Source organism: Mesorhizobium sp. WSM4311, from assembly GCF_002295115.1.
Lineage (GTDB): Bacteria > Pseudomonadota > Alphaproteobacteria > Rhizobiales > Rhizobiaceae > Mesorhizobium.
This window is the reverse complement of record NZ_NSFV01000005.1, coordinates 498,247-519,549: the sequence shown is the minus strand read 5'-3', so window position 1 is coordinate 519,549 and position 21,303 is coordinate 498,247. Positions and strand designations below refer to the sequence as shown.

General features: G+C 63.3%; 21 protein-coding genes. 11 read left to right on the top strand and 10 right to left on the bottom strand.

Features of this window, described 5'->3' with window-relative positions:
* Window positions 1–237: 237 nt before the first annotated feature.
* The 4 genes from CK226_RS16680 to CK226_RS16665 all read right to left on the bottom strand — a co-directional run bounded on the left by CK226_RS16680 (window position 238) and on the right by CK226_RS16665 (window position 4,237).
* Window positions 238–762, bottom strand: coding sequence for a GNAT family N-acetyltransferase (locus CK226_RS16680; RefSeq protein ID WP_095792473.1), 525 nt, complete (start codon window positions 760–762; stop codon window positions 238–240).
* A 13-nt stretch (window positions 763–775) separates the two neighbouring features.
* Entirely contained in the window at window positions 776–1,333 is a 558-nt protein-coding gene (locus CK226_RS16675) for an XRE family transcriptional regulator (RefSeq protein ID WP_095792472.1), read from the bottom strand.
* A gap of 271 nt (window positions 1,334–1,604) precedes the next feature.
* Entirely contained in the window at window positions 1,605–3,458 is a 1,854-nt protein-coding gene (locus CK226_RS16670; RefSeq protein WP_095792471.1) for an ABC transporter ATP-binding protein, read from the bottom strand.
* A 248-nt stretch (window positions 3,459–3,706) separates the two neighbouring features.
* Window positions 3,707–4,237, bottom strand: a complete 531-nt coding sequence (locus tag CK226_RS16665; RefSeq protein WP_095792470.1) for a dihydrofolate reductase family protein — start codon at window positions 4,235–4,237, stop codon at window positions 3,707–3,709.
* A gap of 174 nt (window positions 4,238–4,411) precedes the next feature.
* Between CK226_RS16665 and CK226_RS16660 the strand changes: the two genes are divergently transcribed.
* Complete coding sequence (locus CK226_RS16660) at window positions 4,412–5,065, top strand: glutathione S-transferase family protein (protein ID WP_095792469.1); 654 nt, start codon at window positions 4,412–4,414, stop codon at window positions 5,063–5,065.
* A gap of 29 nt (window positions 5,066–5,094) precedes the next feature.
* Here the strand turns inward: CK226_RS16660 and CK226_RS16655 are convergent, their stop codons facing one another.
* Window positions 5,095–5,838 (bottom strand): GntR family transcriptional regulator, encoded by a 744-nt coding sequence (locus CK226_RS16655; protein WP_245437764.1) that lies wholly within the window; start codon window positions 5,836–5,838, stop codon window positions 5,095–5,097.
* Window positions 5,839–6,062: 224 nt separating this feature from the next.
* On the opposite strand from CK226_RS16655, the gene CK226_RS16650 reads away from it, so the two are divergent.
* The 8 genes from CK226_RS16650 (at window position 6,063) to CK226_RS16615 (ending at window position 14,074) form a co-directional block, all read left to right on the top strand.
* A complete protein-coding gene (locus CK226_RS16650) occupies window positions 6,063–6,704 on the top strand; it encodes a GntR family transcriptional regulator (RefSeq protein ID WP_095773293.1) in 642 nt (213 codons plus the stop codon).
* An 89-nt stretch (window positions 6,705–6,793) separates the two neighbouring features.
* Window positions 6,794–7,645: a transporter substrate-binding domain-containing protein gene (locus CK226_RS16645; RefSeq protein WP_095792468.1), complete on the top strand. Its 852-nt coding sequence runs from the start codon at window positions 6,794–6,796 to the stop codon at window positions 7,643–7,645.
* A gap of 74 nt (window positions 7,646–7,719) precedes the next feature.
* On the top strand, window positions 7,720–8,433 hold the full coding sequence (locus CK226_RS16640; protein ID WP_095773295.1) for an ABC transporter permease subunit: 714 nt from the start codon (window positions 7,720–7,722) through the stop codon (window positions 8,431–8,433).
* On the top strand, window positions 8,430–9,122 hold the full coding sequence (locus CK226_RS16635; RefSeq protein ID WP_095792467.1) for an ABC transporter permease: 693 nt from the start codon (window positions 8,430–8,432) through the stop codon (window positions 9,120–9,122). The genes CK226_RS16640 and CK226_RS16635 overlap by 4 nt, the downstream gene beginning before the upstream one ends.
* Before the next feature lie 130 nt (window positions 9,123–9,252).
* Window positions 9,253–10,839 (top strand): gamma-glutamyltransferase, encoded by a 1,587-nt coding sequence (gene ggt / locus CK226_RS16630; protein WP_095792466.1) that lies wholly within the window; start codon window positions 9,253–9,255, stop codon window positions 10,837–10,839.
* 197 nt (window positions 10,840–11,036) lie between these two features.
* Window positions 11,037–12,557: an acyl--CoA ligase gene (locus CK226_RS16625; RefSeq protein ID WP_095792465.1), complete on the top strand. Its 1,521-nt coding sequence runs from the start codon at window positions 11,037–11,039 to the stop codon at window positions 12,555–12,557.
* 2 nt (window positions 12,558–12,559) lie between these two features.
* On the top strand, window positions 12,560–13,540 hold the full coding sequence (locus tag CK226_RS16620) for a 2-dehydropantoate 2-reductase (protein ID WP_095792464.1): 981 nt from the start codon (window positions 12,560–12,562) through the stop codon (window positions 13,538–13,540).
* A gap of 141 nt (window positions 13,541–13,681) precedes the next feature.
* Window positions 13,682–14,074, top strand: a complete 393-nt coding sequence (locus CK226_RS16615) for a lysozyme inhibitor LprI family protein (RefSeq protein ID WP_095792463.1) — start codon at window positions 13,682–13,684, stop codon at window positions 14,072–14,074.
* A 74-nt stretch (window positions 14,075–14,148) separates the two neighbouring features.
* On the opposite strand, the gene CK226_RS16610 is transcribed toward CK226_RS16615, so the two are convergent.
* From CK226_RS16610 to CK226_RS16590, 5 genes are read right to left on the bottom strand one after another with little or no spacing between them, the layout of a single operon-like run.
* On the bottom strand, window positions 14,149–15,120 hold the full coding sequence (locus CK226_RS16610; protein ID WP_095792462.1) for a branched-chain amino acid ABC transporter permease: 972 nt from the start codon (window positions 15,118–15,120) through the stop codon (window positions 14,149–14,151).
* A 22-nt stretch (window positions 15,121–15,142) separates the two neighbouring features.
* Window positions 15,143–16,030, bottom strand: coding sequence for a branched-chain amino acid ABC transporter permease (locus CK226_RS16605; RefSeq protein ID WP_095773444.1), 888 nt, complete (start codon window positions 16,028–16,030; stop codon window positions 15,143–15,145).
* A gap of 7 nt (window positions 16,031–16,037) precedes the next feature.
* On the bottom strand, window positions 16,038–16,748 hold the full coding sequence (locus CK226_RS16600) for an ABC transporter ATP-binding protein (protein ID WP_064985307.1): 711 nt from the start codon (window positions 16,746–16,748) through the stop codon (window positions 16,038–16,040).
* Window positions 16,741–17,520 (bottom strand): ABC transporter ATP-binding protein, encoded by a 780-nt coding sequence (locus CK226_RS16595; RefSeq protein WP_095792461.1) that lies wholly within the window; start codon window positions 17,518–17,520, stop codon window positions 16,741–16,743. The genes CK226_RS16600 and CK226_RS16595 overlap by 8 nt, the downstream gene beginning before the upstream one ends.
* A 12-nt stretch (window positions 17,521–17,532) precedes the next feature.
* Window positions 17,533–18,741, bottom strand: coding sequence for an ABC transporter substrate-binding protein (locus CK226_RS16590; protein WP_095773303.1), 1,209 nt, complete (start codon window positions 18,739–18,741; stop codon window positions 17,533–17,535).
* A gap of 371 nt (window positions 18,742–19,112) precedes the next feature.
* Here CK226_RS16590 and CK226_RS16585 point away from each other — a divergent pair, with 371 nt between their 5' ends.
* Window positions 19,113–19,988, top strand: coding sequence for a glycosyltransferase family 2 protein (locus tag CK226_RS16585; protein WP_245437763.1), 876 nt, complete (start codon window positions 19,113–19,115; stop codon window positions 19,986–19,988).
* A complete protein-coding gene (locus CK226_RS16580) occupies window positions 19,945–21,297 on the top strand; it encodes a rhamnan synthesis F family protein (RefSeq protein ID WP_179301065.1) in 1,353 nt (450 codons plus the stop codon). The genes CK226_RS16585 and CK226_RS16580 overlap by 44 nt, the downstream gene beginning before the upstream one ends.
* The last annotated feature ends 6 nt before the right edge of the window (window positions 21,298–21,303 follow it).

Genomic DNA, 21,303 nt, shown 5'->3' with positions numbered 1-21,303 from the left:
AGGCACAAACGCGCGCGGGCGGCGGGATTTTACCCAGCTTAACACAACTTGACCGCGCTCAAGGTTCACCCGGCTACGCATGCACCGGCGACACCGGTCGCGTCCGACCACCGCTGAGATCCGTCCCCTTTCAATTTGGCTTCGCCGGCCCGCCCTGCTTTCATGGCGGCGATGGGATCGGCGCGCAGCGCCGATCACCGCGCCCATGCCGGCGAAACTCAGACCCGCGGCACCTGACTATATCCGCCTGAACATGTAGGTCGTCGCGTGCAGCGCCTTGCCGTCCGGGTCCCAGGCGAAGCCAGGGATCACACCAGCCACCTCGAAGCCAACGGAAACGTATAGCGGCTCCGCGGCGTCCCCGGTTCGCGTGTCGAGGGTTACGAGGGTTTTGCCCAGTTCACGCGCACGATTCAGCGCTTCATTCATCAGGGCTCGCCCGATGCCGAGCCTGCGTGCTTGCGGATGGACGATCATCTTTGCGATCTCGCAGCGATGCGGCTGGTTGGGCGGCATGGCGGTGAGAAGCTGGACGGTTCCGACGATCTCGCCGCCCCGCTCCGCGCCGAAAAGCACTCTGCGTCCCGCAGCGACCCCACGCTGAACATCGCCCGACCAGAACCGAGCCGCGTCCTCGTAGGGCATGGGCGCCATGAAGCTGATCGCCGCGCCATCGGCTACGCTGTCTGCGAGAACCCTGGAAAGCTCCCCCAGCCTTTTCTCGATGGCGAGACCGTCGAGTTCAATGATCTGCGTTTCCATGTATGGCGGTTCCTTAAGCCATGGCGATAATGTAGCGGGCCGATTGTTCGCCGGTCTCAAAGGAAGAGGCGCCGCGCAGCCGATAGCGCAGGCAGTCACCGGGACGCAGGTCGTGCCGAACGCCATCGGCGATCAAAACAAGCGCACCCGCCAAAAGCACCAAGTGGTGTTCGTGCCCCGGAAGAGCGGGCCGCTCGTAGACGATGCGCTGGTTGGGCGCGATCTCGCACTCGATCATTTCCAGCTTCAGTCGCCCGCTGGGCGGCGAAAGAGCACGGCGGGTGAAGCCCTTCTCCTGGTCCGACCATATGCTTTGGTCAGCGCGGCGGACAAGCGGGGGAAAGTCCGGCTCGAGCGGCGCCAGAAGCTGGGAAAGCGGCAACGCGAAAGCCGATGCCAGACGACCAAGCGTTTCCGCTGTTGGGCTGACTTCGCCATTCTCGATCCGGGACAGCGTCGCCCGACTGACCCCGCTGTTTGCCGCGAGCTCCTGAAGGGTAAGTCCACGAACTGCCCGGAGCAGGCGAAGATGGTCGGCCAAGGCTTTGAAGTGGGGTGAGGCTGTATCCATATGTGAGAAAATATCCCAAATAAGGGAAATTGCAAGCTTGACCCGACCATGAATTTGTCTATCGCACGCACCCAAAGGCAGTTTCCGGGTAATGCCGGAAGCGGCCGTGAACGTCTCGGAAGCGGTCGGAAGCGGCGGCAGGCCACAGCACATAGCCGGCCTCTCGGAGCCTGCGCCATCTTCAGCAAGGAGGACCTGGAGGCGTCCGCTTTGACAATTCATCCTCTTCATCCTTGAGGCACCCACGCGGAAAAACGGGAGCGTTTCCAGGCTAGCCGATCTCTTCAGGGAGAAAGCCACCTGTCTGGCGCTTCCACAGCCGTGCAAACAGGCCGTCCCGCTTGACCAGTTCGTCCGGCTTTCCTTCTTCGACGATCCGGCCCTGCTCGAGCACGACTATCCGGTCCATCATGGCAATCGTCGAGAGGCGATGTGCGATTGCGATCACCGTCTTTCCCTCCATCACGAGGTTAAGCCTCTCCTGGATGGCAGCCTCGGACTCGCTGTCGAGGGCGGAGGTTGCCTCGTCGAGCACCAGGATCGGCGCGTTCTTCAACAACACGCGGGCGATGGCGACCCGCTGGCGCTGGCCGCCTGACAGCTTGATGCCGCGGTCGCCGACGAAGGCTTCATAGCCCTTGCGGCCTTCGGCGTCCGAAAGATCGGCGATGAAGGCATCGGCGGCGGCCATCTTGGCCACCTCTTGGATCTCCTGTTCGCTCGCCTCCGGCCGGCCATAGCGGATATTGTCGCCGACAGAACGATGCAGCAGCGCGACATCCTGCGCGATAACACCGATGGCGCGCCGAAGGCTTGCCTGGCTGACGGCGCGGATATCCTGTCCGTCGATCAGGATTGCGCCCTCCTTGACATCGTAGAAGCGCATCAGCAGGTTCGCGAGCGTGGTCTTGCCAGCGCCCGAGAGGCCGACGAGGCCGACCTTCTCGCCCGGGCGGATCCTCAGCGACAGATCCTCGATGACCGGCTTTCCGGCCTTGTAGGCGAAGCGCACGTTTTCGAAACGGATCTCGCCGGTCTCGACCTTGAGATGGGCCGCATCCGGCCAGTCGGTGATGGTGGGCGGGGTCGTCATGACCGGCATGGCGTCCTTGATCGTGCCGATCGCCTGGAAGATCTGCTGGCCCATCTGCAGGAATGTGAAGATCTGTGTCGACAGGCGCTGGAGGATGTAGACGGCGCCGACAAACTGGCCGATGGAGAGAAACCCATTGACGAGACCGGAAAATCCGATCGAAAGCGTGGTCAGCCACAGCGTCATGTTGAGGACGACGACAGTCAGTTCCGAGGTACGGTAGATGCGTTGTTCGCTGTGTTGGGTGTGCACGGTCTGCTGGATGATGCGACGGATAGCGCCCGCCTCGCTGTCCTCGGCGGCGAACTGCTTGATCATCTGCATGTTGGTGTAGAGATCGGTGATGGCGCCCGCCACCATGCTGCGCTGCCTGGCGGTGCGGCGCGAGCGCTCGGCAAAGGTGGGAACGACCCTGACGGTGAATGCCACGTTCAGCGCGATCCAGACGACCACCGGCAAGGCAAGCTGCCAGGACAGCGCGCTGAGCAGGACCACCGAACCAACCAACTGCAGCAGGAAGCGTGGAATGGACTGGAACGCGGCAATGATCTGCTGCTGGACGGCAGATGCCACCTGCTGCAGGCGCGAGGCGACCTGACCGGCATAGAGGTCATGGAAGAAGGAGAGATCCTGCCGTTCCACCGCCTTGTGGCCCTGCCACTGGATGGCGGCCGGCATGCCGACGCCGAGCGTGTGCGAGGTCAGCGTGTTGAGCAGGAACGAGACCACCGGCATGGCCGGAAAGATCAGCAGGCCGAGGAACGTCAAAAGCGGCCATTCGTTATGCAGGAAGGCTGAAGCGCCCTGTTGCGTGACGCCATCGACGATAACCGAAAGCCCCCAGACGATCGTCAGATTGATGGCTTCCATCGCCATGGAGGAAAGCGCCAGGGCAATCAGCACGCCGCGAAACATCGAAATGAAGTGCAGGAGGACGGCGGCAGGCCCCTTGGCGGGCAGCGGCCGGTAGGGAATATCCAGCGGCCGGATCAAGTTTTCGAACGGGCGGTAGATCGTATCGGAAATCGACATGGTGCGCTTGAGCTCTGGATGGAACCGAGGGCGAGGACTCAACTGCCGCAATAGGATCACCTGCCGGCCGCAACCACAATTAGAACATCTCCGGCAAATGTCATGAAGGGGTAGCTGCTTTTCCAACAGCGGCGCCGCCATGCGCGATGTCGTCCGGGCTCGCCGCCAAAGCGAACCCGTCCCCCGTCGCCTTGGCTCAACACAAGACCGGACTTCAGCGGCGAATTTCCATCCGGCGGGCCGCGAGATTATGCGGGAACGTAGGTCAACCTGATCACATCCTCGCCGATCCGATCATGGGTCATAAGGCGCAGTGGTGGCCGGGGTCCGGCGAAATAGGGCTTGCCGTGCCCCAGCACGACGGCGTGCAGGTAGATCCGATACTCATCGATCAGGCCAAGTTCGGTGAGGCTTTGCGCCAGGTTCGGGCCGGCAACTTCAATCTCCCCGTCGCGCTCGCCCTTTAACTCCCGGATCGCGCCCTCGAGATCATCCGCGACAAGCCTGGCGTTGGGGCCAACCGACTTCAACGAGCGCGAGACGACCCATTTCGGCTGTCTCCGCCACGCCGCCGCGAAGGCGCGTTCGTCCGCATTCCATTCAGGATGATCGTCGTCCCAGTATCGCATGATTTCATACATCTGGCGGCCATAGACACTGCCCGCCTGCGCCTGAGCTTCCTTGATGAAGTGGCGCAAGAGCGTGGGGCCTGGCGCAAATGCCATATGGTCGACATAGCCGTCCAGGGACTGGTTCATTCCGAACACGAGCTTGGCCATACCCCTTCCTCCTCACCCGGCACGTCCGCGGTTCCGATTGTGTTATGCAATCGGTTATAGGCTAGATCGACTGATTTTGGATCGCAATTGGTTTTTGGGACCACCGCTTGCAAAACAGGATCAGTCCGCTGATAAATGACCGCTTGCCAGTTGCAATCAGTTGAAGGCGTACGCATGATCACGGTGTTCGGGGAAGGCAGAGGCTTTCGGGTTGTCTGGCTGCTGGAGGAGATGGGGCTCGCTTACCGTTTGCGGCCCGTGGACCTGGCGGCCGGCGTGCAGGACGACACGGAGTTCCTGGCCATCAACCCTGGCGGGTTCATCCCGGCTATTCGGGACGGCGACGTCGTCATGGTCGAGTCGATTGCGATCATGCAGTACTTGATGGCGCGCTATGGGCCGACGCCGCTGGCGCCAGGCGCGCAAGATCCTGCATTCCCCGCGTACCAGCAGTTCCTCCACCTCGGCGAAGCCAGCCTCGCGGCCCCCATTTATTTCGTCGGCGGCGCCCGCAATTTTGCACCCGAGGTGGAGCGAAGGAACTGGAGCGCCCGCCAGGCTCTCCGCGTGTTCCAGACCCGGCTGGGACTGGTGAGCCGGCAGCTGGCGCTTTCGCCATATCTGGCCGGCGACAGGTTCACCGCCGCCGACATCTCGGTTTACTACGCATTACAGCTGGCCCGCGGATTTGGCGGAGTCGCCCTCGGTGCCGCCGAGCAAACCTACATGGCCCGGCTCAGCGAACGCGATGCCTTCGGGCGGGCGATGGAAAGCTGTCAGGCCACGCGGGCGTGGGTCGAGGCGTCCGCCAAAGCGTGCCGCGCCTGAACGGATTCATGCCTCGCGCTTTGGTCTCCTCAGGACGCCTTGGCGAGAAAACTCTGGTAGTCCGACTTCGCCTGCAGCAGGCGCAGCACGTTTTCGCGTGAGCCGCGCACATGGGCACGGGCCAGGGCGCCGGCCCGGGCGGCATCGCCGGCGCAGATCGCTTCGACGATCTCGGCATGCTCGTCGCGGGCGATCTTCCATTCGTCGAGCCACAAGAGTTCGGTCCAGACATAGTGCTGGCACTTGTCGAGGATGCCGCACAGCATGCCGTGCAGCATGGCATTGCCGCTGATCTCGGCGATGACGCGGTGCAGGCCGATGCCGACCTCCAACTCCTGGAATTTTTCCTTTGTGGTGCGGTCGGGAATGGCGGCCAACCGCTCGCATTCGGCCAGCATGGCGCGCAGCCGCGCTTTGTCCTTGTCGGTCGCGGCGGCCGCGGCCAGTTCGGTCGCATGGCCGTCCAGCAGTTCGCGGATGGCGAAGGCCTCACGGAACATGTTGATGTCGAACTCGGTGACGACATAGCCCTGGCGCGGGCGGCCTGTGACGAGGCCGTCGCGCTCGAGGCGGTTGAAGGCCTCGCGCACCGGCGTGCGGCTGACATTGAGCTTTGCGGCGATGTCGTTCTCGGTGACGCGCGAGCCGGGTGGAATCTGACCGGTACGATCATCGCCTTCAGCGAAGTGTAGACCGAGTCGCGCAGCGTGTTTTTGGTTTGCTTGGCCCCAGATTGGTTTCCAATTTCGCGCTTTAGCCTGTTGTCGTCCCATTTGGAGTCGTAGCCGGTCTGATTTGCCACGCCCAGGGCGGCACCATCCCAAAGACTCGCCCGGCCGGAAATAGATCGTGCCGGTGGTGCACTGCACCGGTATCGGTTTCTGAACGTCGTCACCGGGGGTATTGACGATGAAATAAAATTTGGATTTGATAATACGTGGATACAAAAATATTTTTTAGGTGCGCCGTGCCAGCAGCCTTTCCGGCAGAACCACAGATGTCCTCCACTGCGGAGGAAGAGGCGTACAGGCACGTTCAGAGAGCCCTTCGCCTCGGCCGCTACAAACCGGGCGACAGGCTTATTCCGGAGGAGATTGCCGCCGAGATCGGCATGAGTCGCATGCCGGTGCGGGAAGCCTTTCGGCGCCTGGCCTCCGACGGGCTGGTGGTTCTGAGGCCCAATCGTGGATGCGTGGTCGCAGGCCTGACGGTCGATGAGCTTTACGAGATTTTCGAAATTCGCTCGGTTCTGGAGGGACTGGCCGTAAGGCTGGCGATGCCCCGGATCGATGAGGAGGAGTTCGAGGAACTCGATCGCCTGCTCGAGCGCATGGAACGCGCGGGCCAGAGCGGCAGCAGCGACTGGGTGGTCCGCCACCAGGAATTCCATGGCCGTATCTGTGCGCTAAGCCGGAGGCCCAAGCTTATCCATCAGATATCGGCGCTGCATGTGGTGATAGAGCCCTACATGCGCATCTGGTTCGACGACTGTGACAAGCCGCATTCTGCGCGCGAGGAGCATGCCGCCGTGATCGCGGCCTTGCGTTCAGGCGACGAACTTCACGCGGAAAAGGTGATGCAGGATCATATTCTCAGCACAGCACCGATGCTGGCCGAGTTCGTGAGTCCGAGTCGGTGACCAACGCCGGCCGGACAAGAATGGCCTCGAACCGGCAATGCGGCCGGACGTAGGAACAGATCGATCACCTATCAAAAAAGGGGAACCACATGAAAGTTTGTCGTTTGGCCGCAGTTGCCGCAGCACTCAGCATGCTCGGCTTCATGCACACCGCATTGGCCGAGGATGCGCCCAAGGCCATAACCATCGCCACGGAGGGCGCCTACGCACCGTGGAACTTCACCAACGCAGAGGGCAAGCTCGACGGACTGGAGATCGAACTCGCCAACAATCTTTGCGAGCGGATGAAGGTCAAATGCACCATCATCGCTCAGGACTGGGACGGACTTATTCCTTCGCTGAAGGTCGGCAAGTTCGATGTGATCATGGCCAGCATGTTCATCACGCCGAAACGCCTCGAGACCATTGACTTCACCCAGCCTTATGCGATCGACCCGGGCGGGTTCGCAGCCGCCAAGGATAGCGATCTGGGGAAGCTCGGCGCTTCGACCGAGAAATTCAAACTGGACGATGAGGCTGCTTCCAAGGCCGCGGTCGACAAGTTGAAGCCCCTGCTGAAGGGCAAGGTGGTCGGTGTCCAGGCGGCCACGGCCATGCTCGAATTCCTCAAGAAATACTTCGGCGACACGGTGGAGATTCGCGAATACAAGACGACCGAGCAGCACGATCTCGATCTGGCCGCGGGCCGCATCGATGCAATATTCGCTCAGAAGACAGCGCTCGCCGCGACGCTCGCAAAACCCGAATTCTCGGGCTTCACGATTGCAGGTCCGGGCTTTGTCGGCGGCTTGTTCGGCGCCGGAACGGGTGCGGGACTCAGGAAGGAAGACGCCAAGCTCAAGGAAATGCTGAACGACGCGATCAGCGCCGCCATTACCGACGGGACCATTAAACGTATCTCGGAAAAATGGGTGAAAACGGACGTGACGCCGGTCAAGTAGCCACGTGTGTATTCTGTCCGGCCGATTGGTATCAACCGATCGGCCGGGTGCCGCGCTGAACGATCAGGTTTCACATGACGGACGCACTCCATATCCTTTCCGTGGGTAAGGGCGGCTGGGGCGGAGCCCTGCTGCTGGCAGCTGGCGTGACATTTGCGCTGTCAGTCCTCGGCTTCCTGCTCGGCGCTCTCTTCGGCGCGGTTGCAGCAGGAGGCCGGCTCTCCACGAGAGCCTTACCGTCATGGGTCGCCAAGGGGTATGGCACGGTGTTCAGGGGCGTGCCCGATCTGTTGACGATCTACCTGCTTTACTATGGCGGCAGCATAGCATTGACTGAGATCGGTAAATTCTTCGGCAGCGCAGGCTTCGTCGGGCTGCCGACATTTGCGACTGGCGTCCTGGCGATCGGCATCATTTCGGGCGCCTATCAAGCCGAGGTCTATCGCGGAGCATATCTCGCGGTCGATCTCGGCCAGCTTGAGGCTAGCAAGGCGCTCGGCCTGTCCCGGTTCCAATCGCTGCGTCTCGTCATCGTGCCTCAACTGATGCGGCACGCCCTGCCGGGCCTCGGAAATGTCTGGCAGCTTGTGCTCAAGGATTCGGCCTTGATCTCCGTGATCGGCTTGGTGGAATTGATGCGGCAATCTCAGATCGGCGCGGGATCGATGCGGGAGCCCTTCGTCTTCTATATAGCAGCCGCGACGCTGTATTTCCTCATCGCTACCGTGACCGGATCGGTCTTCCGCTACGGCGAGGCACGGGCGTGGCGAGGCACGGTCCACGCATGATCGACTTCGCCTTCTTTGTCGAGATCATTCCCACCCTTCTCTCCGGCTTGCCGTTAACCTTGCAACTTGCGGGGTTGTCGATCGGAATAGGCTTCGCCTTGGCCCTGTTGCTCGCGCTGGCGCAGCAGGGAAATCATCGGATGCTGGTCTGGCCCATACGCTCCTTCGTTGCCGTCTTCCGCGGCACGCCATTGCTCGTCCAGATATTCCTCATCTATTACGGCCTCGGCCAGTTCCGCCCCACACTTCAGGCAGTTGGGCTCTGGTGGCTGTTTCGCGAGCCCTATTGGTGCGCCATCATTGCGCTCAGTCTCAATACCGCGGCCTATGGCAGCGAAATCCTGCGGGGTGCGATACAGGGTGTGCCGCGCGGCCTTGTCGAGGCCGCCTCTGCCTTCGGCATGACACGGCTCCAGACCCTGCGTCTCGTCGTTCTGCCTTTGGCGCTGCGCCAAGCCATACCGAGCTACGGCAACGAGATCATCCTCATGGTAAAGGGTACGTCGCTTGCATCGATCGTCACCCTGATGGAAGTGACGGGCATCGCCCAGGGGCTTATTTCGCAGACCTATCGCGCCGTAGAGGTTTTCGTGGCCGCGGGCACGATCTATCTCACCATCAATTTCACGATCATCTCGGCACTGAACGCGCTGGAAACCTGGCTAACGCCTTATCGAGCCCGAGCCTGATACGCGTCTGGCGTAACGAGGAGAATTGGCAAAATGAGCAGTGTCGAGAAGCCGAAGCGATCCGTTGCCGTGTCGTGTTACGCCATGGCGGCAACGTCGCATCCATCAGACCAAGGGATACAAAGACAGAATGCGTGATTTCCAGTTTCCCGGCCGCTCGCCGGTTCGTGCCACGCAAGCGGTTGCCGCGACCTCGCACCCGCTTGCGACCCTTGCCGCGATCGACATGCTGCGCGCCGGCGGCAATGCCATGGACGCAGCCGTCTGCGCCGCCGCCGTGCAGGGCGTCGTGGAGCCGCAATCGACCGGCATCGGCGGCGATTGCTTTGTCCTCTACTGCCCGAAGGGACAAGGCGACGTGCTGGCCTTCAACGGTTCGGGCCGCGCGCCCGCTGGCGCCACCGTCGACTGGTACCTCGACAGGGGTTTCAACGAGCTTCCGAAACAGGGACCGCACGCGGTGACCGTGCCGGGCGCCGTCGATGCCTGGAGCCGTCTGTTGGAAGACCATGGCCGCAAGAGCCTGGCCGAAGTTCTGGCGCCCGCCATCCACCATGCCGAGAACGGCTATGTCGTGCATGACCGCGTCGCCTTCGACTGGGCCGATCCGGAGACCGACCTGTCGGCCGACGAGCATGCCGCGCGCATCTTCCTGCCGGGCGGCCAGGCGCCGAAGGCCGGCGATGTCCACCGCCAGCCCGAACTCGCCGCCACCTTGCGGATCATTGCCAAGCATGGCCGCGCCGGCTTCTACGAGGGCGCCGTTGCCGACGACATGGTGCGCCGGCTCAATGAACTGGGCGGGCTGCATAGCCACGAGGATTTCGCGGCGACCAAGGGCGACTATGTGACGCCGGTCGGGACCACCTATGGCGGCCATGAGATCCACCAGATGCCGCCGAACAATCAGGGGTTGACGGCGCTGCTCATGCTGAACGTGCTGTCGGGCTTCAGGCTCGCCGGGCTCGACCCCAACGGCGCCGAGCGCCTGCATCTGGAGATCGAAGCCGGACGCCTGGCCTATCAGGACCGCGACCGCTTCGTCGGCGACCAGGACCAGGTTGATGTGCCGGTGCGGCAACTTCTGTCCGGCGCCTATGCCGACCGGCTGCGCGCCGAAATCCACCGCGACCGCGCAATGACGCACCTGCCGCGCCTGGAGCTGCCCGGCAGCGACACGGTCTATATCTCGATCGTCGACCGTGACCGAAACGCGGTCTCCTTCATCAACTCGACCTACTATTCCTTCGGCAGCGGCGTCGTCGGCCCGAAGACCGGTGTCGTGCTGCAGAACCGTGGCTCGAGCTTCCGCCTCGACCCGGCGCACCCGAACGCGATCGCGCCCGGCAAGCGGCCGATGCACACGATCATGCCTGGCATGGCGACGAAAGACGGCCGCGTGGTGATGCCGTTCGGCGTCATGGGCGGCGGCTACCAGCCTTTCGGCCATGTCCATCTTTTGACCAATATGATCGACTTCGGCATGGATCCGCAGCAAGCGCTGGATGCGCCGCGTGTGTTCTACAATGATGATACCGTGGAGGCTGAGCGCAACGTTCCCACCGAGGCGATCGAAGGCTTGCGCAAGCGCGGCCATCGCGTCGTCGAACCGCAGCATCCGCTTGGCGGCGGGCAGGCGGTGCTGATCGACTGGGAGAAAGGCACGCTCACCGGCGCTTCCGATCCGCGCAAGGATGGGATGGCGCTGGGATATTGAGGGGCGATCGGGGAGCCGGTTCGTGGACGTTGGCGATGCCCCTCATCCACCCTCCGGGCGTTCGTCGTTCGAGGAGCCAAGCAGTTGGCTTTTCGTCCTGCGCGGACCACTCCTCAACGCCCCGTGAACAGTAGAAGGAAGCGGCGCTTGTCCCCAGGGCTTTCTAGAAGCAGTCGTTTGACACATAGTCGGTGACCATGAGCACGAATTCAAAAGACCTCTCCCATCGTCTCGCCGCCGGCGCCGACGACGCGCCGGCGATCCTGGCGCCCGACAGGGCGACGCTCAGCCATGGCGGGCTGCGCCGCCTGATCGCAACCACGGCTGGGCGGCTGCATGCGCTCGGCATCGGCCGGGGCGACCGGGTGGCGATCGTGCTGCCGAACGGACCGGAGATGGCCACCGCCTTCGTCGCGGTGGCGGCCGCCGCGTCGACGGCGCCGCTCAATCCCGCCTATCGCGCCGACGAGCTCGATTTTTACCTCACCGACATCGGCGCCAAGGCGATCCTCGTCGCGGAGAACGAGAGCGGTCCGGCGGTGGCGGTGGCCGGACGTCTCGGCATCGGCGTGCTGCGGCTTATCGTTTCGCCGGGCGTGCCTGCCGGCTCCTTCACCATCGAGGGCGCGGCGATCGGCCCGCAGGCGGCGGCCGACGTGGCCGGAGATGACGACATCGCGCTGCTGCTGCACACGTCGGGCACGACATCGCGTCCAAAACTGGTGCCGCTCAGCCATGCCAACATCGCCGCCTCGGCGCGTCATATCGGCGCCACGCTCGGCCTGAGCGCCGATGACCGCTGCCTCAACATCATGCCGCTGTTCCACATCCACGGCCTGATCGCGGCGGTGCTGTCGTCGCTGGCAGCGGGCGGCAGCATCTACTGCACGCCGGGCTTCAACGCGCTGCGCTTCTTCCAGTGGCTGGGCGATGCCAAGCCAAGCTGGTACACGGCGGTGCCAACCATGCACCAGGCGATCCTGCCGCGGGCCGCGCGCAATGAAGAGGTGCTAGCCGCGGCACGCCTGCGCTTCATCCGCTCGTCCTCGGCGTCGCTGCCGGCGCAAGTGATGGCGGAACTGGAAGCGACCTTCGGCTGCCCGGTGATCGAATCCTACGGGATGACCGAGGCCGCCCACCAGATGGCGTCGAACCGGCTGCCGCCGGGCCTGCGCAAGCCAGGCAGCGTCGGCGCCGGCGCCGGACCGGAGGTCGCGGTGATGGCGCCGGACGGGCGGCTGATGGAAGCCGGCGAGACCGGCGAGATCGTCATTCGCGGACCCAATGTCACCGCAGGCTATGAAAAGAACCCGGATGCCAATGCCACGGCCTTCGCGCATGGCTGGTTCCACACCGGCGACCAGGGCGTGCTCGACGAGGACTTCTATCTCCGCGTCACTGGCCGGCTGAAGGAGATCATCAACCGCGGCGGCGAGAAGATCTCGCCGCTCGAGGTCGACGACGTGCTGATGGACCATCCCGCGGTCGCGCAGGTCGTCACCTTCGCCATGCCGCATGACAAGCTTGGCGAGGAGGTGGCGGCGGCCGTGGTGCTGCGCGAAGGCATGAGCGCCACGGAGAGCGACATCCGCAGCCATGCCGCGACGCGGCTCGCCGACTTCAAGGTGCCGCGCAAGGTCCTGATCCTGGACGAGATCCCCAAGGGCGCGACCGGCAAGCTGCAGCGCATCGGGCTCGCCGCCAAACTCGGGCTTTGACGATGAAGATCACCATTTTCGGCGCCGGTGCGATCGGCGGCTATCTCGCCGCCAAGCTGGCGATCGCCGGCCGCACCGACCTGTCGATCGTCGCGCGCGGCGCGCATCTGGAAGCGATCCGGGCGAACGGACTGCGCCTGTTCGAGGACGGCGAGGAGTTGGTGGCGCCGGTAAGAGCCGCCGCCAGGGCCGAGGAGCTCGGCGTGCAGGACACTGTCGTGTTGGCGCTGAAAGCCCATTCGCTGACCCCGGCGCTGGACCAGATCGCGCCGCTGCTCGGGGACCATACATCCGTCGTCACCATGCAGAACGGCGTGCCGTGGTGGTATTTCCATCAACTGGGCGGGCCGCTCGAAGGCACAAGGCTGAACGCGGTCGATCCCGCAGGGGCGATCTGGCAGCGGATCGGGCCGCAGCGCGTCATCGGCTCGGTCGTCTATCCCGCCGTCGAGGTCGACGCGCCCGGCCTCATCCGGCATGTCGAGGGCAAGCGCTTCTCGCTCGGCGAACCCTCGGGCGAACGCAGCGAACGGGTGACGCGACTGGCGGAGGAAATGGTCAAGGCCGGCCTGCAGGCGCCGGTGCGCGACGACATACGCAGCGAAATCTGGGTGAAGCTGTGGGGCAATCTCTCCTTCAACCCGATCTCGGCGCTGACCGGCTCCACGCTGGCGGGAATCGTCGCCGACGAAGGCACCCGCGCGCTAGCCCGCACCATGATGCTGGAAGCCCAGGCGATCGGCGAAAGCCTCGGCGTGCGCTTTCCGATCGGGGTCGACCGCCGCATCAAGGGCGCCGGCGATGTCGGCGAGCACAAGACCTCGATGCTGCAGGATCTGGAACGCGGCCGACCGATGGAAATCGACGCGCTGGTGAGCGCGGTGCAGGAGCTTGGCCGGCTGACGGATCGGCCGACACCGGCGATCGACGCGGTGTCGGCGCTGGTGAAGCGGCTGGCGGTGGAGCGCGGGTGTTACGGGTGAAGGGGGCACGGCGGGCCAAACCTTGACGCGTTCGCGGCCTGCCCAACATATCGTGGGCGCCCTTGTTGCCGATCCAGAGGACGTGCCGAAACAGAGAGACCCTGACCTGCATCCAGCCTTTGGTTTCAAGGAACCGCCTCCATGCTCCGACATGCCTGCTTCCTCGGAATTTTGGCCATGACAAGGGCTCATGCCGCAATGGCACAGAGCGATGATGAAATGAAAGCATGCGTCAGCCAGTCCGGCGGCTACACGGGGAAAATGCTGGATTGCGGGAAAGTCGAGATCGACAAGTACGATGCCAGGTTGAACGCCGCTTACAACACCTTGATGCGTCGTGAGCATGGCCCTCAACGTGCCCGGTTGCAGCGCGAGCAGCGCGCTTGGCTGAAACATCATCTGCGGGAAACGCACCGTCTTGCCGCCGATCCCGACAACGGAGAAGCCGCCTTCTTCACATCTCAAGGGTTTGAACTGGACGATCTGAGCGCGCGCACCGCCGAACTCGAAAAGCGTGTGCAGCAAAGCCCGTAGCCACTCAAACGGGTTATCGTTGGCCGGCGCCCTGGCGCGGCCCGATCAATCGCGCCCGGTCGATCTGGAACTGATCAGTGCTTGCCCTGTCGCTTGAGAAGCCGTGCATAAACCTCCCCGACAATGCCGCGCCGGAAGACCAGCACGCACACCATGAAGATCATCCCGGTGGCGATGGTCACCGGGAAACCGGAGGTGGCAAGCGTGTTCTCCAGCCCGACGACGAGGCTGGCGCCGACGATCGGCCCGACCATGGTGCCGATGCCGCCCAGAAGCGTCATCAGGATCACCTCGCCCGACATCTGCCAGGTGACGTCGGTGAGCGTGGCGAACTGGAAGACGATCGCCTTGAGGGAGCCTGCCAGCCCGGCCAGCGCCGCCGACATGACGAAGGCGCCGAGCTTGTAGTTGGCGACGGAATAGCCCAGCGAAATGGCGCGGCTCTCGTTTTCCCGGATCGAGCGCAGGATCATGCCGAAGGGTGAATTGACGATGCGCCAGATGGCGAAAACGCCGATGAGGAATACCGCGAGCACGAAGTAGTACATGTTCAGCGAGACGTTCAGGTCGAGGACGCCGAACAGCATGCCGCGCGGCACGCCCTGAATGCCGTCCTCGCCCTCGGTGAAAGGCGCCTGCACGCAGAAGAAGAAGAACATCTGCGACAGCGCCAGGGTGATCATGGCGAAATAGATGCCTTGCCGGCGAATGGCGAAGAAGCCCATGACCAGGCCGAGCAGCGCGCCGCCCGCCATGCCGAGCAGGATGCCGGCTTCCGGCGGCCAGCCCCACACCTTGACGGCATGCGCGGTGAAATAGGCGGCTCCGCCAAAGAAGGTGGCGTGGCCGAACGACAGCAGGCCGGTGTAGCCGAGCAGGAGATTGAACGCGCAGGCCAGCAGCGCGAAACACAGCATCTTCATCAGGAAGATCGGATAAACCAGGAAGGGCGCAACCAGCAGCGCCGCTATGGCGAGCCCGACCAGCGTCCATTCGGGCCATGCCGGGGTTCCGGCTGCTGTCTCGCGAGGCGACGGCCCGGCCATGTCAGATGTCCCTTCCGACATGTCAGGCATCCCTCCCGAACAGACCGGCCGGCCGGACCAGAAGCACGATCGCCATGATGACGAAGACCACGAGGTTGGAGGCCTCGGGATAGAAGACCTTGGTCAGGCCCTCGGCGAGGCCGAGCATGTAGCCGGTGACGATCGCGCCAAGAATCGACCCCATGCCGCCGATCACGACGACCGCGAAGACGACGATGATGAGATCCGATCCCATCAGCGGGCTCACCTGATAGACGGGGGCGGCCAGAATGCCGGCAAGCCCGGCAAGGGCGGAACCGAGACCGTAGGTCAGCGTCAGCAGCAACGGCACGTTGACGCCGAAGGCCTGGACGAGACGGGGATTCTCGGTTGCCGCCCGCAGATAGGAGCCGAGCCTGGTCTTCTCGATCAGCGCCCAGGTTCCGAAGCAGACGATCAGCGAGGCGACCACGACCCAGCCGCGATAGTTGGGCAGGAACATGAAGCCGAGATTGGTGCCGCCCGCAAGCAGCGGCGGCACGGCGTAAGGGTTTCCCGACACGCCGTAGTAATAGCGGAATATGCCTTCGAGCACGAGCGCGAGACCGAAGGTGAAAAGCAGGCCGTAGAGCGGATCGGTGTCGTAAAGCCGCGACAGCGCCAGGCGCTCGACCGCGATGCCGAAGAGGCCGACGATCAGCGGCGCGAGGATCAGCGCGGGCCAGTAGCCGATGCCGAGATAGGTGAGCAGCAGGTAGCCGACGAAGGCGCCGAGCATATACTGGGCGCCGTGGGCGAAATTGATGACGCGCAGCAAGCCGAAAATGACGGCCAGCCCCAGGCTCAGCATGGCGTAGAAGGAGCCGTTGATCAGCCCCACCAGCAATTGGCCAAGCAGTGCCTGGACGGGGATTCCGAAGATCATCGTCATGGCGTCCTCATACACCCAGAACGTCGTGGAGCTGCCCCATGCGGTTCGTCAGTTCGCCGACCGGGAACCCGGCGACGACCTTGCCGTGCTCCATCAGGTAGAAGCGATCGGCGACACGGCTGGCGAAGCGGAAATTCTGCTCGACCAGCAGGATCGTCATGCCGCGCTTCTTCAACGTCACCAGCAACTCGCCGATGCGCTGCACGATGACGGGAGCCAGGCCCTCGGTCGGCTCGTCGAGAAGCAGCATCTTGACGCCGGTTCGCAGCATGCGGGCGATCGCCAGCATCTGCTGTTCGCCGCCCGACAGCCTCGTGCCGGGACTGTTGCGGCGCTCCTTCAGATTGGGGAAGAGGTCGAATATTTCCGCGACGCTCATGCCGCCCTCGGCGACGACCGGCGGCAGCACCAGATTCTCGTCGACCGTCAGCGTCGCGAAAATGCCGCGCTCCTCCGGCACGAAGCCGATGCCTTGATGCGCGGTGCGGTGCAGCGGCAGGCGCATCAGATCCGCGCCGTCGAAAACGACCTCGCCGGTCCGCGTGCGGATCAGCCCCATGATGGCGCGCAGCGTCGTCGTCTTGCCGACGCCGTTGCGGCCGAGCAGCGTGACCGTCTCGCCGGCAAACACCTCCAGATCGACGCCGTGCAGCGCATGGCCCTCGCCATACCAGGCGTTGAGGCCGCGGACCGCAAGCAGGGGAGCGGCACTAGTCATCTGCGGTGCCCATGTAAGCGACCTTCACCCGCTCGTCGCGGCTGACCGTCGCGTAGTCGCCGGCCGCCAGCACCTCGCCGCGCTGCATGACGGTTATCCAGTCGCAGAGATCGGCGACAACAGTCAGGTTGTGCTCGACCATCAGCACCGCGCGCTCGCTCGCCACCGAACGGATGAGGTCGGAAACCATGGCGACGTCCTCATGCCCCATGCCGGCCATCGGCTCGTCCAACAGCAGCACCTTCGGGTCGAGAGCCAGGGTCGTGGCGATCTCCAGCGCGCGCTTCCTTCCATAGGACAGATCGCCGGCCAGCCTGTTCCTGGCGTCGTCGAGACCAACGGCGTGCAACAGTTCGACGGCTCGCGGCGTCAACCGATCGAGCGCCGCCAGGGAGCGCCAGAACTGGACGCCGAGCCCGCCCGGCCGCTGCAATGCGACGCGCACATTGTCGAGCACGCTGAGGTGCGGAAAGATCGCCGATATCTGGAACGATCGCACCAGCCCCATGCGCGCCACCTTTGCCGGTGGCGTGCGGGTGATGTCGTGGCCGAGCAGTTCGATCCTGCCGCTGGTCGGCGCCAGGAACTTGGTGAGCAGGTTGAAGACAGTCGTCTTGCCGGCGCCGTTAGGCCCGATCAGCGCATGGATGTTGCGATGGCGGACATCGAGATCGACATTCCTGACGGCGACGAAGCCGGCAAAATCGCGCCGCAGCCCGCGGGCGGAGAGCACCACCGGCGGCTCGTTGGCGTTGAGATCAGACGGCGCCACGGGCCGCACCGATCACTGGGCCGCGGTTGGACAGCCGCTTTCCTTCTCGCTCAGGAAGGCCTGGTTGCCGGGGATGGTTGCGAGATATTTGTAATAATCCCAGTCCTTGGTGCTCTCGCCGGGCGCCTTGACCTGGTAGAGATACATGTCGTGGACCATGTTGCCGTCCGCCTGCACCTTGCCGTTGGTCGTCACGGCGTCGTCAACCGGCATCGAATGCAATTGCTTGGCGACGGCTTCGGTCGCGTCGGTGCCGGACTTGTCGATCGCCTTCAGATACTGCGTCACCGCCGAATAGGTCGCGGCCTGGACCATGTTCGGCATGCGGTTGGTGCGTTTGAAAAAGCGCTGTCCGAATTTGCGGCTCTTGTCGTCGCGATCCCAGTAATAGCCCTCGGTCAGCACGACTCCCTGCGCGGCCTGAAGGCCCAGCCCATGCACCTCGGCCAGCGTGAACAGAAGCGCGGCAAGGCGCTGGCCGCCCTGGACGATGCCGAATTCGGCAGCCTGCTTGATGGAGTTGGAGGTGTCGAGGCCAGCATTGGCCAGCCCGACGACCTTGGCGCCCGACGACTGCGCCTGCAGCAGGAAGGATGAATAATCGGTCGACCCCAGGGGATAACGCACTTCGCCAAGCACCTTGCCGCCGTGGCTCTCGACGAATTTGGCGGTCTGCTCCTTGAGCGAATAGCCGAACGCATAGTCGACGGTGACGAAGAACCAGCTGTCGCCGCCCTGCTGCACGAGGGAGCCCCCGGTTCCCACCGCCTGCGAATGGGTGTCATAGGCCCAGTGGAAGCCGTAGGGCGAGCATTGCTTGCCGGTGAGATCGGTGGTTGCCGCGCCGGTAACGATGTCGATCTTCTTCTTTTCCTTGGAGATCCCCTGGACGGCGAGCGCGACCGATGAGGTCGTCAGCTCCATGATGGCATCGACTTGTTCGGTGTCGTACCATTGCCGCGCGATGTTGGAGGCGATGTCAGGCTTGTTCTGGTGGTCGGCGCTGATGATCTCGATCGGCACGCCCTGTACCTTGCCGCCGAAGTCCTCGACCGCCATCTTGGCCGCCTCGACCGACCATTTGCCGCCGAAATCGGCATAGACGCCGGATTGATCATTGAGGATGCCGATCTTGACTTTTCCATCGGAAATTTCGGCGGCCGAGGCGGGGATAGCGGCCGCGGCAAGAAGCGCGGCGGAAACGAAATAGCATACCTTCATTATCGACTTCCTCCCATGATGAATCCGACCGTTCCCCCGGACGATCACCAGCAAGCGGTATTGAACATGAGCAAGATGGGGAATAACGGCAAGGGGCCGTTGCGGATTTCTGGTTCGAAGCACCCCTTCCTCGCCGGGAGTTTACCGCCACGAGGGCAGCCAAGGCGACTGGCCATCACGCCAGCCGGAAACCTCGGAAGCAGCAAGACCATGTGAACCGTGACCGGCGGCCTGGCGGGACAGCGCGTCCATGCCCACGAACTTAGTCGGGAGTATGGACTCGACCACCGGAGTCACAGCGCTTAGATTGCGTACGGATCACTAACCTTTCCACGGGGGAAGCCAACTGAGATATCAGGATGGCTTTGGCAATGAACAGGTCGATAACTGCCATTACTGTGACGCATAACAGCGCGCATACCGTGCGGGGGGCGCTCGCGCGCCTGCCTCCAGGGGTGGAGATCGTATGCGTCGACAATGCAAGTACCGACGATCTTGCCGGCGCGCTGTCCGGCCTTGCCGTTCATCGTATCGACAATCCTGTAAACCTCGGCTTCGGGCGCGCCTGCAACATCGGGGCGGCGGCGGCGACGGGTGAGTATCTGCTGTTCGTCAACCCCGACGTGCGTCTTGGGACGGACGCCGTCGATGCGCTCATGCAGGCGGCTGAACGCTATCCAAATTGCCGCGTCTTCGTGCCGCGCACCAATACGGTGGATGGCCGGCTCTGGTTTCGCGAGGAGAGCGAGATCGATCGCCTTTCAGGCATGTCGCTGCCCACACGCATCCGGCAGGTCTGGGGAGATTGTTGCGTCCGCTTCGTCAATGGCGGCGTGTTCATGATCAAACGAACGCTCTTCCTCGATACGGGCGGGTTTGACGAGGATATTTTCCTGTATTTCGAAGATGACGACCTTTCATATCGTCTGCTGCAGCGTGACGAGCCCATGATCCTTGTCAGTGGCGCGCATGCTGTCCACGACATTGGCACATCGGTTGCGCAATCAACCCGGGCGCGTATTTTCCGGTATCGCTCTAAGATGCGATCGGAGATCCACTTGCGCAAGAAATACGGCATCGCCTATAGCCCATTTGTAGACATACTCCGTTACTTGACGAAAATAGGCTTCTATTGCCTGACGCTTAATCGAAACAGATTGATCAATTCCCTGGGCCGGCTGATTGGCATATTCGACAGCATCCTTGACCGATCGCGCGCGAATCGGAACGGCGGCTATGTCGCCTGACGCTGCCGACACGAGCGTTGCCTTGCCTGATGTCCTGTCCCGCGAGCCGCGAAAAGGCGACAGCGTCGACCCAAGCAGTGCCGTGGGCGAAATCCACATCCACGCGCCGGGACGCTATGTCGTCGAGCTTTGGCCGACAGAGAGGTCGATGCCGTTTCTCCGGCTCGATGTTCGCCGCCCAGGACATGCGGACAGGGTCGTCTATGTGCCGGTCACCACGCGCACGTCCTATCTGCTCACAAGCAGCGAAGGCGGCCTGGGACTGCAATTTGATAGAGGCGACGTCGTCGCGGCGAGTGTTCGGCCCTTAGCCATCGGGGATATTGGCGCGCTGCTGCGTCGGCGTCGTCGCCATAAGCGATTTCAGCTGCCGCTCGGCGAAGGCCTGGTCTTGCAGCCTCTCTTGCACATCTCGGGACCGCAAGGGCGTGAGTTGGCCCGCGCCCTCGGCAGTCTTGCCGGTTGGGGCTTTGGCCCTGCGAGCGACAATCTGCAGAAGACCCTGTCGCGGCACTTTGATGGTCCGCCAGCCGAGGCCCTCGAACGCCGGCCCACCGCCGAGCCGAAGATTGCCGTGGCGCTTCACCTGCATTACCCCGATCTCTGGCCCGAGTTCGAGGCGTTGCTGGAAGCGACCGGTCGTCAATTCCAGCTCTTTCTCACGCTGACCCGGCCTGACGCGGCACTCGCGCAACGCGTTCAGGCGAGATTTCCGGGTGCCGAGATCACGGTCTACGAAAATCGTGGCCGCGACGTCGGCCCCTTCATCCAATTGCTTCGCGAAGGAAAGTTCGATCCCTTCGATCTTATCTGCAAGCTGCATGGCAAGAAGTCGGGGCAGAGCGGGCCGCGCATGGTTCTCGGCGAGATCTGGCGCCAGGCGAGTGCGTTCGACCTGATCGGATCCCGCGGCGTGGTCGACCGCATCATCGCCAAGTTCGAACGTTCTCCCGACATCCAGATGATTGGATCCGGACGCTTTCGGATGCCCAATGAATGGAAGGGGGAGAAGGCTGCGTGGGGCGAGAACAGGGCGATGGCTCTCAATCTGCTGGAGGCAATGGGGATGCCCTCCAGTTCTCCCCTCGATTTCTTTGCCGGGACGATGTTCTGGGTTCGTCGCGACGCGCTGGAACCGCTGCGACGGCTCGATCTGCCCTTGGCAGCCTTTCCCGAGGAGACAGGCCAACAAGACGGCACATTGCAGCATGCCCTCGAGCGTGTTCTTGGAATGATCTGCACAAAGATCGGCGTTGCCTCGGATGGTGACATGACGACGGATTCCCGCGAGGCAGACCCGTTTGGATAGATCCGA

Coding starts and splice junctions, on each gene's coding strand:
- CK226_RS16660 (WP_095792469.1), top strand. CDS start 4,412: ATGATCACGGTGTTCGGGGAAGGCAGAGGCTTTCGGGTTGTCTGGCTG.
- ggt (WP_095792466.1), top strand. CDS start 9,253: ATGCGTGATTTCCAGTTTCCCGGCCGCTCGCCGGTTCGTGCCACGCAA.
- CK226_RS16600 (WP_064985307.1), bottom strand. CDS start 16,748: ATGACTAGTGCCGCTCCCCTGCTTGCGGTCCGCGGCCTCAACGCCTGG.
- CK226_RS16645 (WP_095792468.1), top strand. CDS start 6,794: ATGAAAGTTTGTCGTTTGGCCGCAGTTGCCGCAGCACTCAGCATGCTC.
- CK226_RS16655 (WP_245437764.1), bottom strand. CDS start 5,838: ATGGGACGACAACAGGCTAAAGCGCGAAATTGGAAACCAATCTGGGGC.
- CK226_RS16605 (WP_095773444.1), bottom strand. CDS start 16,030: ATGACGATGATCTTCGGAATCCCCGTCCAGGCACTGCTTGGCCAATTG.
- CK226_RS16610 (WP_095792462.1), bottom strand. CDS start 15,120: ATGGCCGGGCCGTCGCCTCGCGAGACAGCAGCCGGAACCCCGGCATGG.
- CK226_RS16675 (WP_095792472.1), bottom strand. CDS start 1,333: ATGGATACAGCCTCACCCCACTTCAAAGCCTTGGCCGACCATCTTCGC.
- CK226_RS16640 (WP_095773295.1), top strand. CDS start 7,720: ATGACGGACGCACTCCATATCCTTTCCGTGGGTAAGGGCGGCTGGGGC.
- CK226_RS16670 (WP_095792471.1), bottom strand. CDS start 3,458: ATGTCGATTTCCGATACGATCTACCGCCCGTTCGAAAACTTGATCCGG.
- CK226_RS16680 (WP_095792473.1), bottom strand. CDS start 762: ATGGAAACGCAGATCATTGAACTCGACGGTCTCGCCATCGAGAAAAGG.
- CK226_RS16620 (WP_095792464.1), top strand. CDS start 12,560: ATGAAGATCACCATTTTCGGCGCCGGTGCGATCGGCGGCTATCTCGCC.
- CK226_RS16665 (WP_095792470.1), bottom strand. CDS start 4,237: ATGGCCAAGCTCGTGTTCGGAATGAACCAGTCCCTGGACGGCTATGTC.
- CK226_RS16615 (WP_095792463.1), top strand. CDS start 13,682: ATGCTCCGACATGCCTGCTTCCTCGGAATTTTGGCCATGACAAGGGCT.
- CK226_RS16590 (WP_095773303.1), bottom strand. CDS start 18,741: ATGAAGGTATGCTATTTCGTTTCCGCCGCGCTTCTTGCCGCGGCCGCT.
- CK226_RS16625 (WP_095792465.1), top strand. CDS start 11,037: ATGAGCACGAATTCAAAAGACCTCTCCCATCGTCTCGCCGCCGGCGCC.
- CK226_RS16635 (WP_095792467.1), top strand. CDS start 8,430: ATGATCGACTTCGCCTTCTTTGTCGAGATCATTCCCACCCTTCTCTCC.
- CK226_RS16585 (WP_245437763.1), top strand. CDS start 19,113: ATGAACAGGTCGATAACTGCCATTACTGTGACGCATAACAGCGCGCAT.
- CK226_RS16650 (WP_095773293.1), top strand. CDS start 6,063: ATGTCCTCCACTGCGGAGGAAGAGGCGTACAGGCACGTTCAGAGAGCC.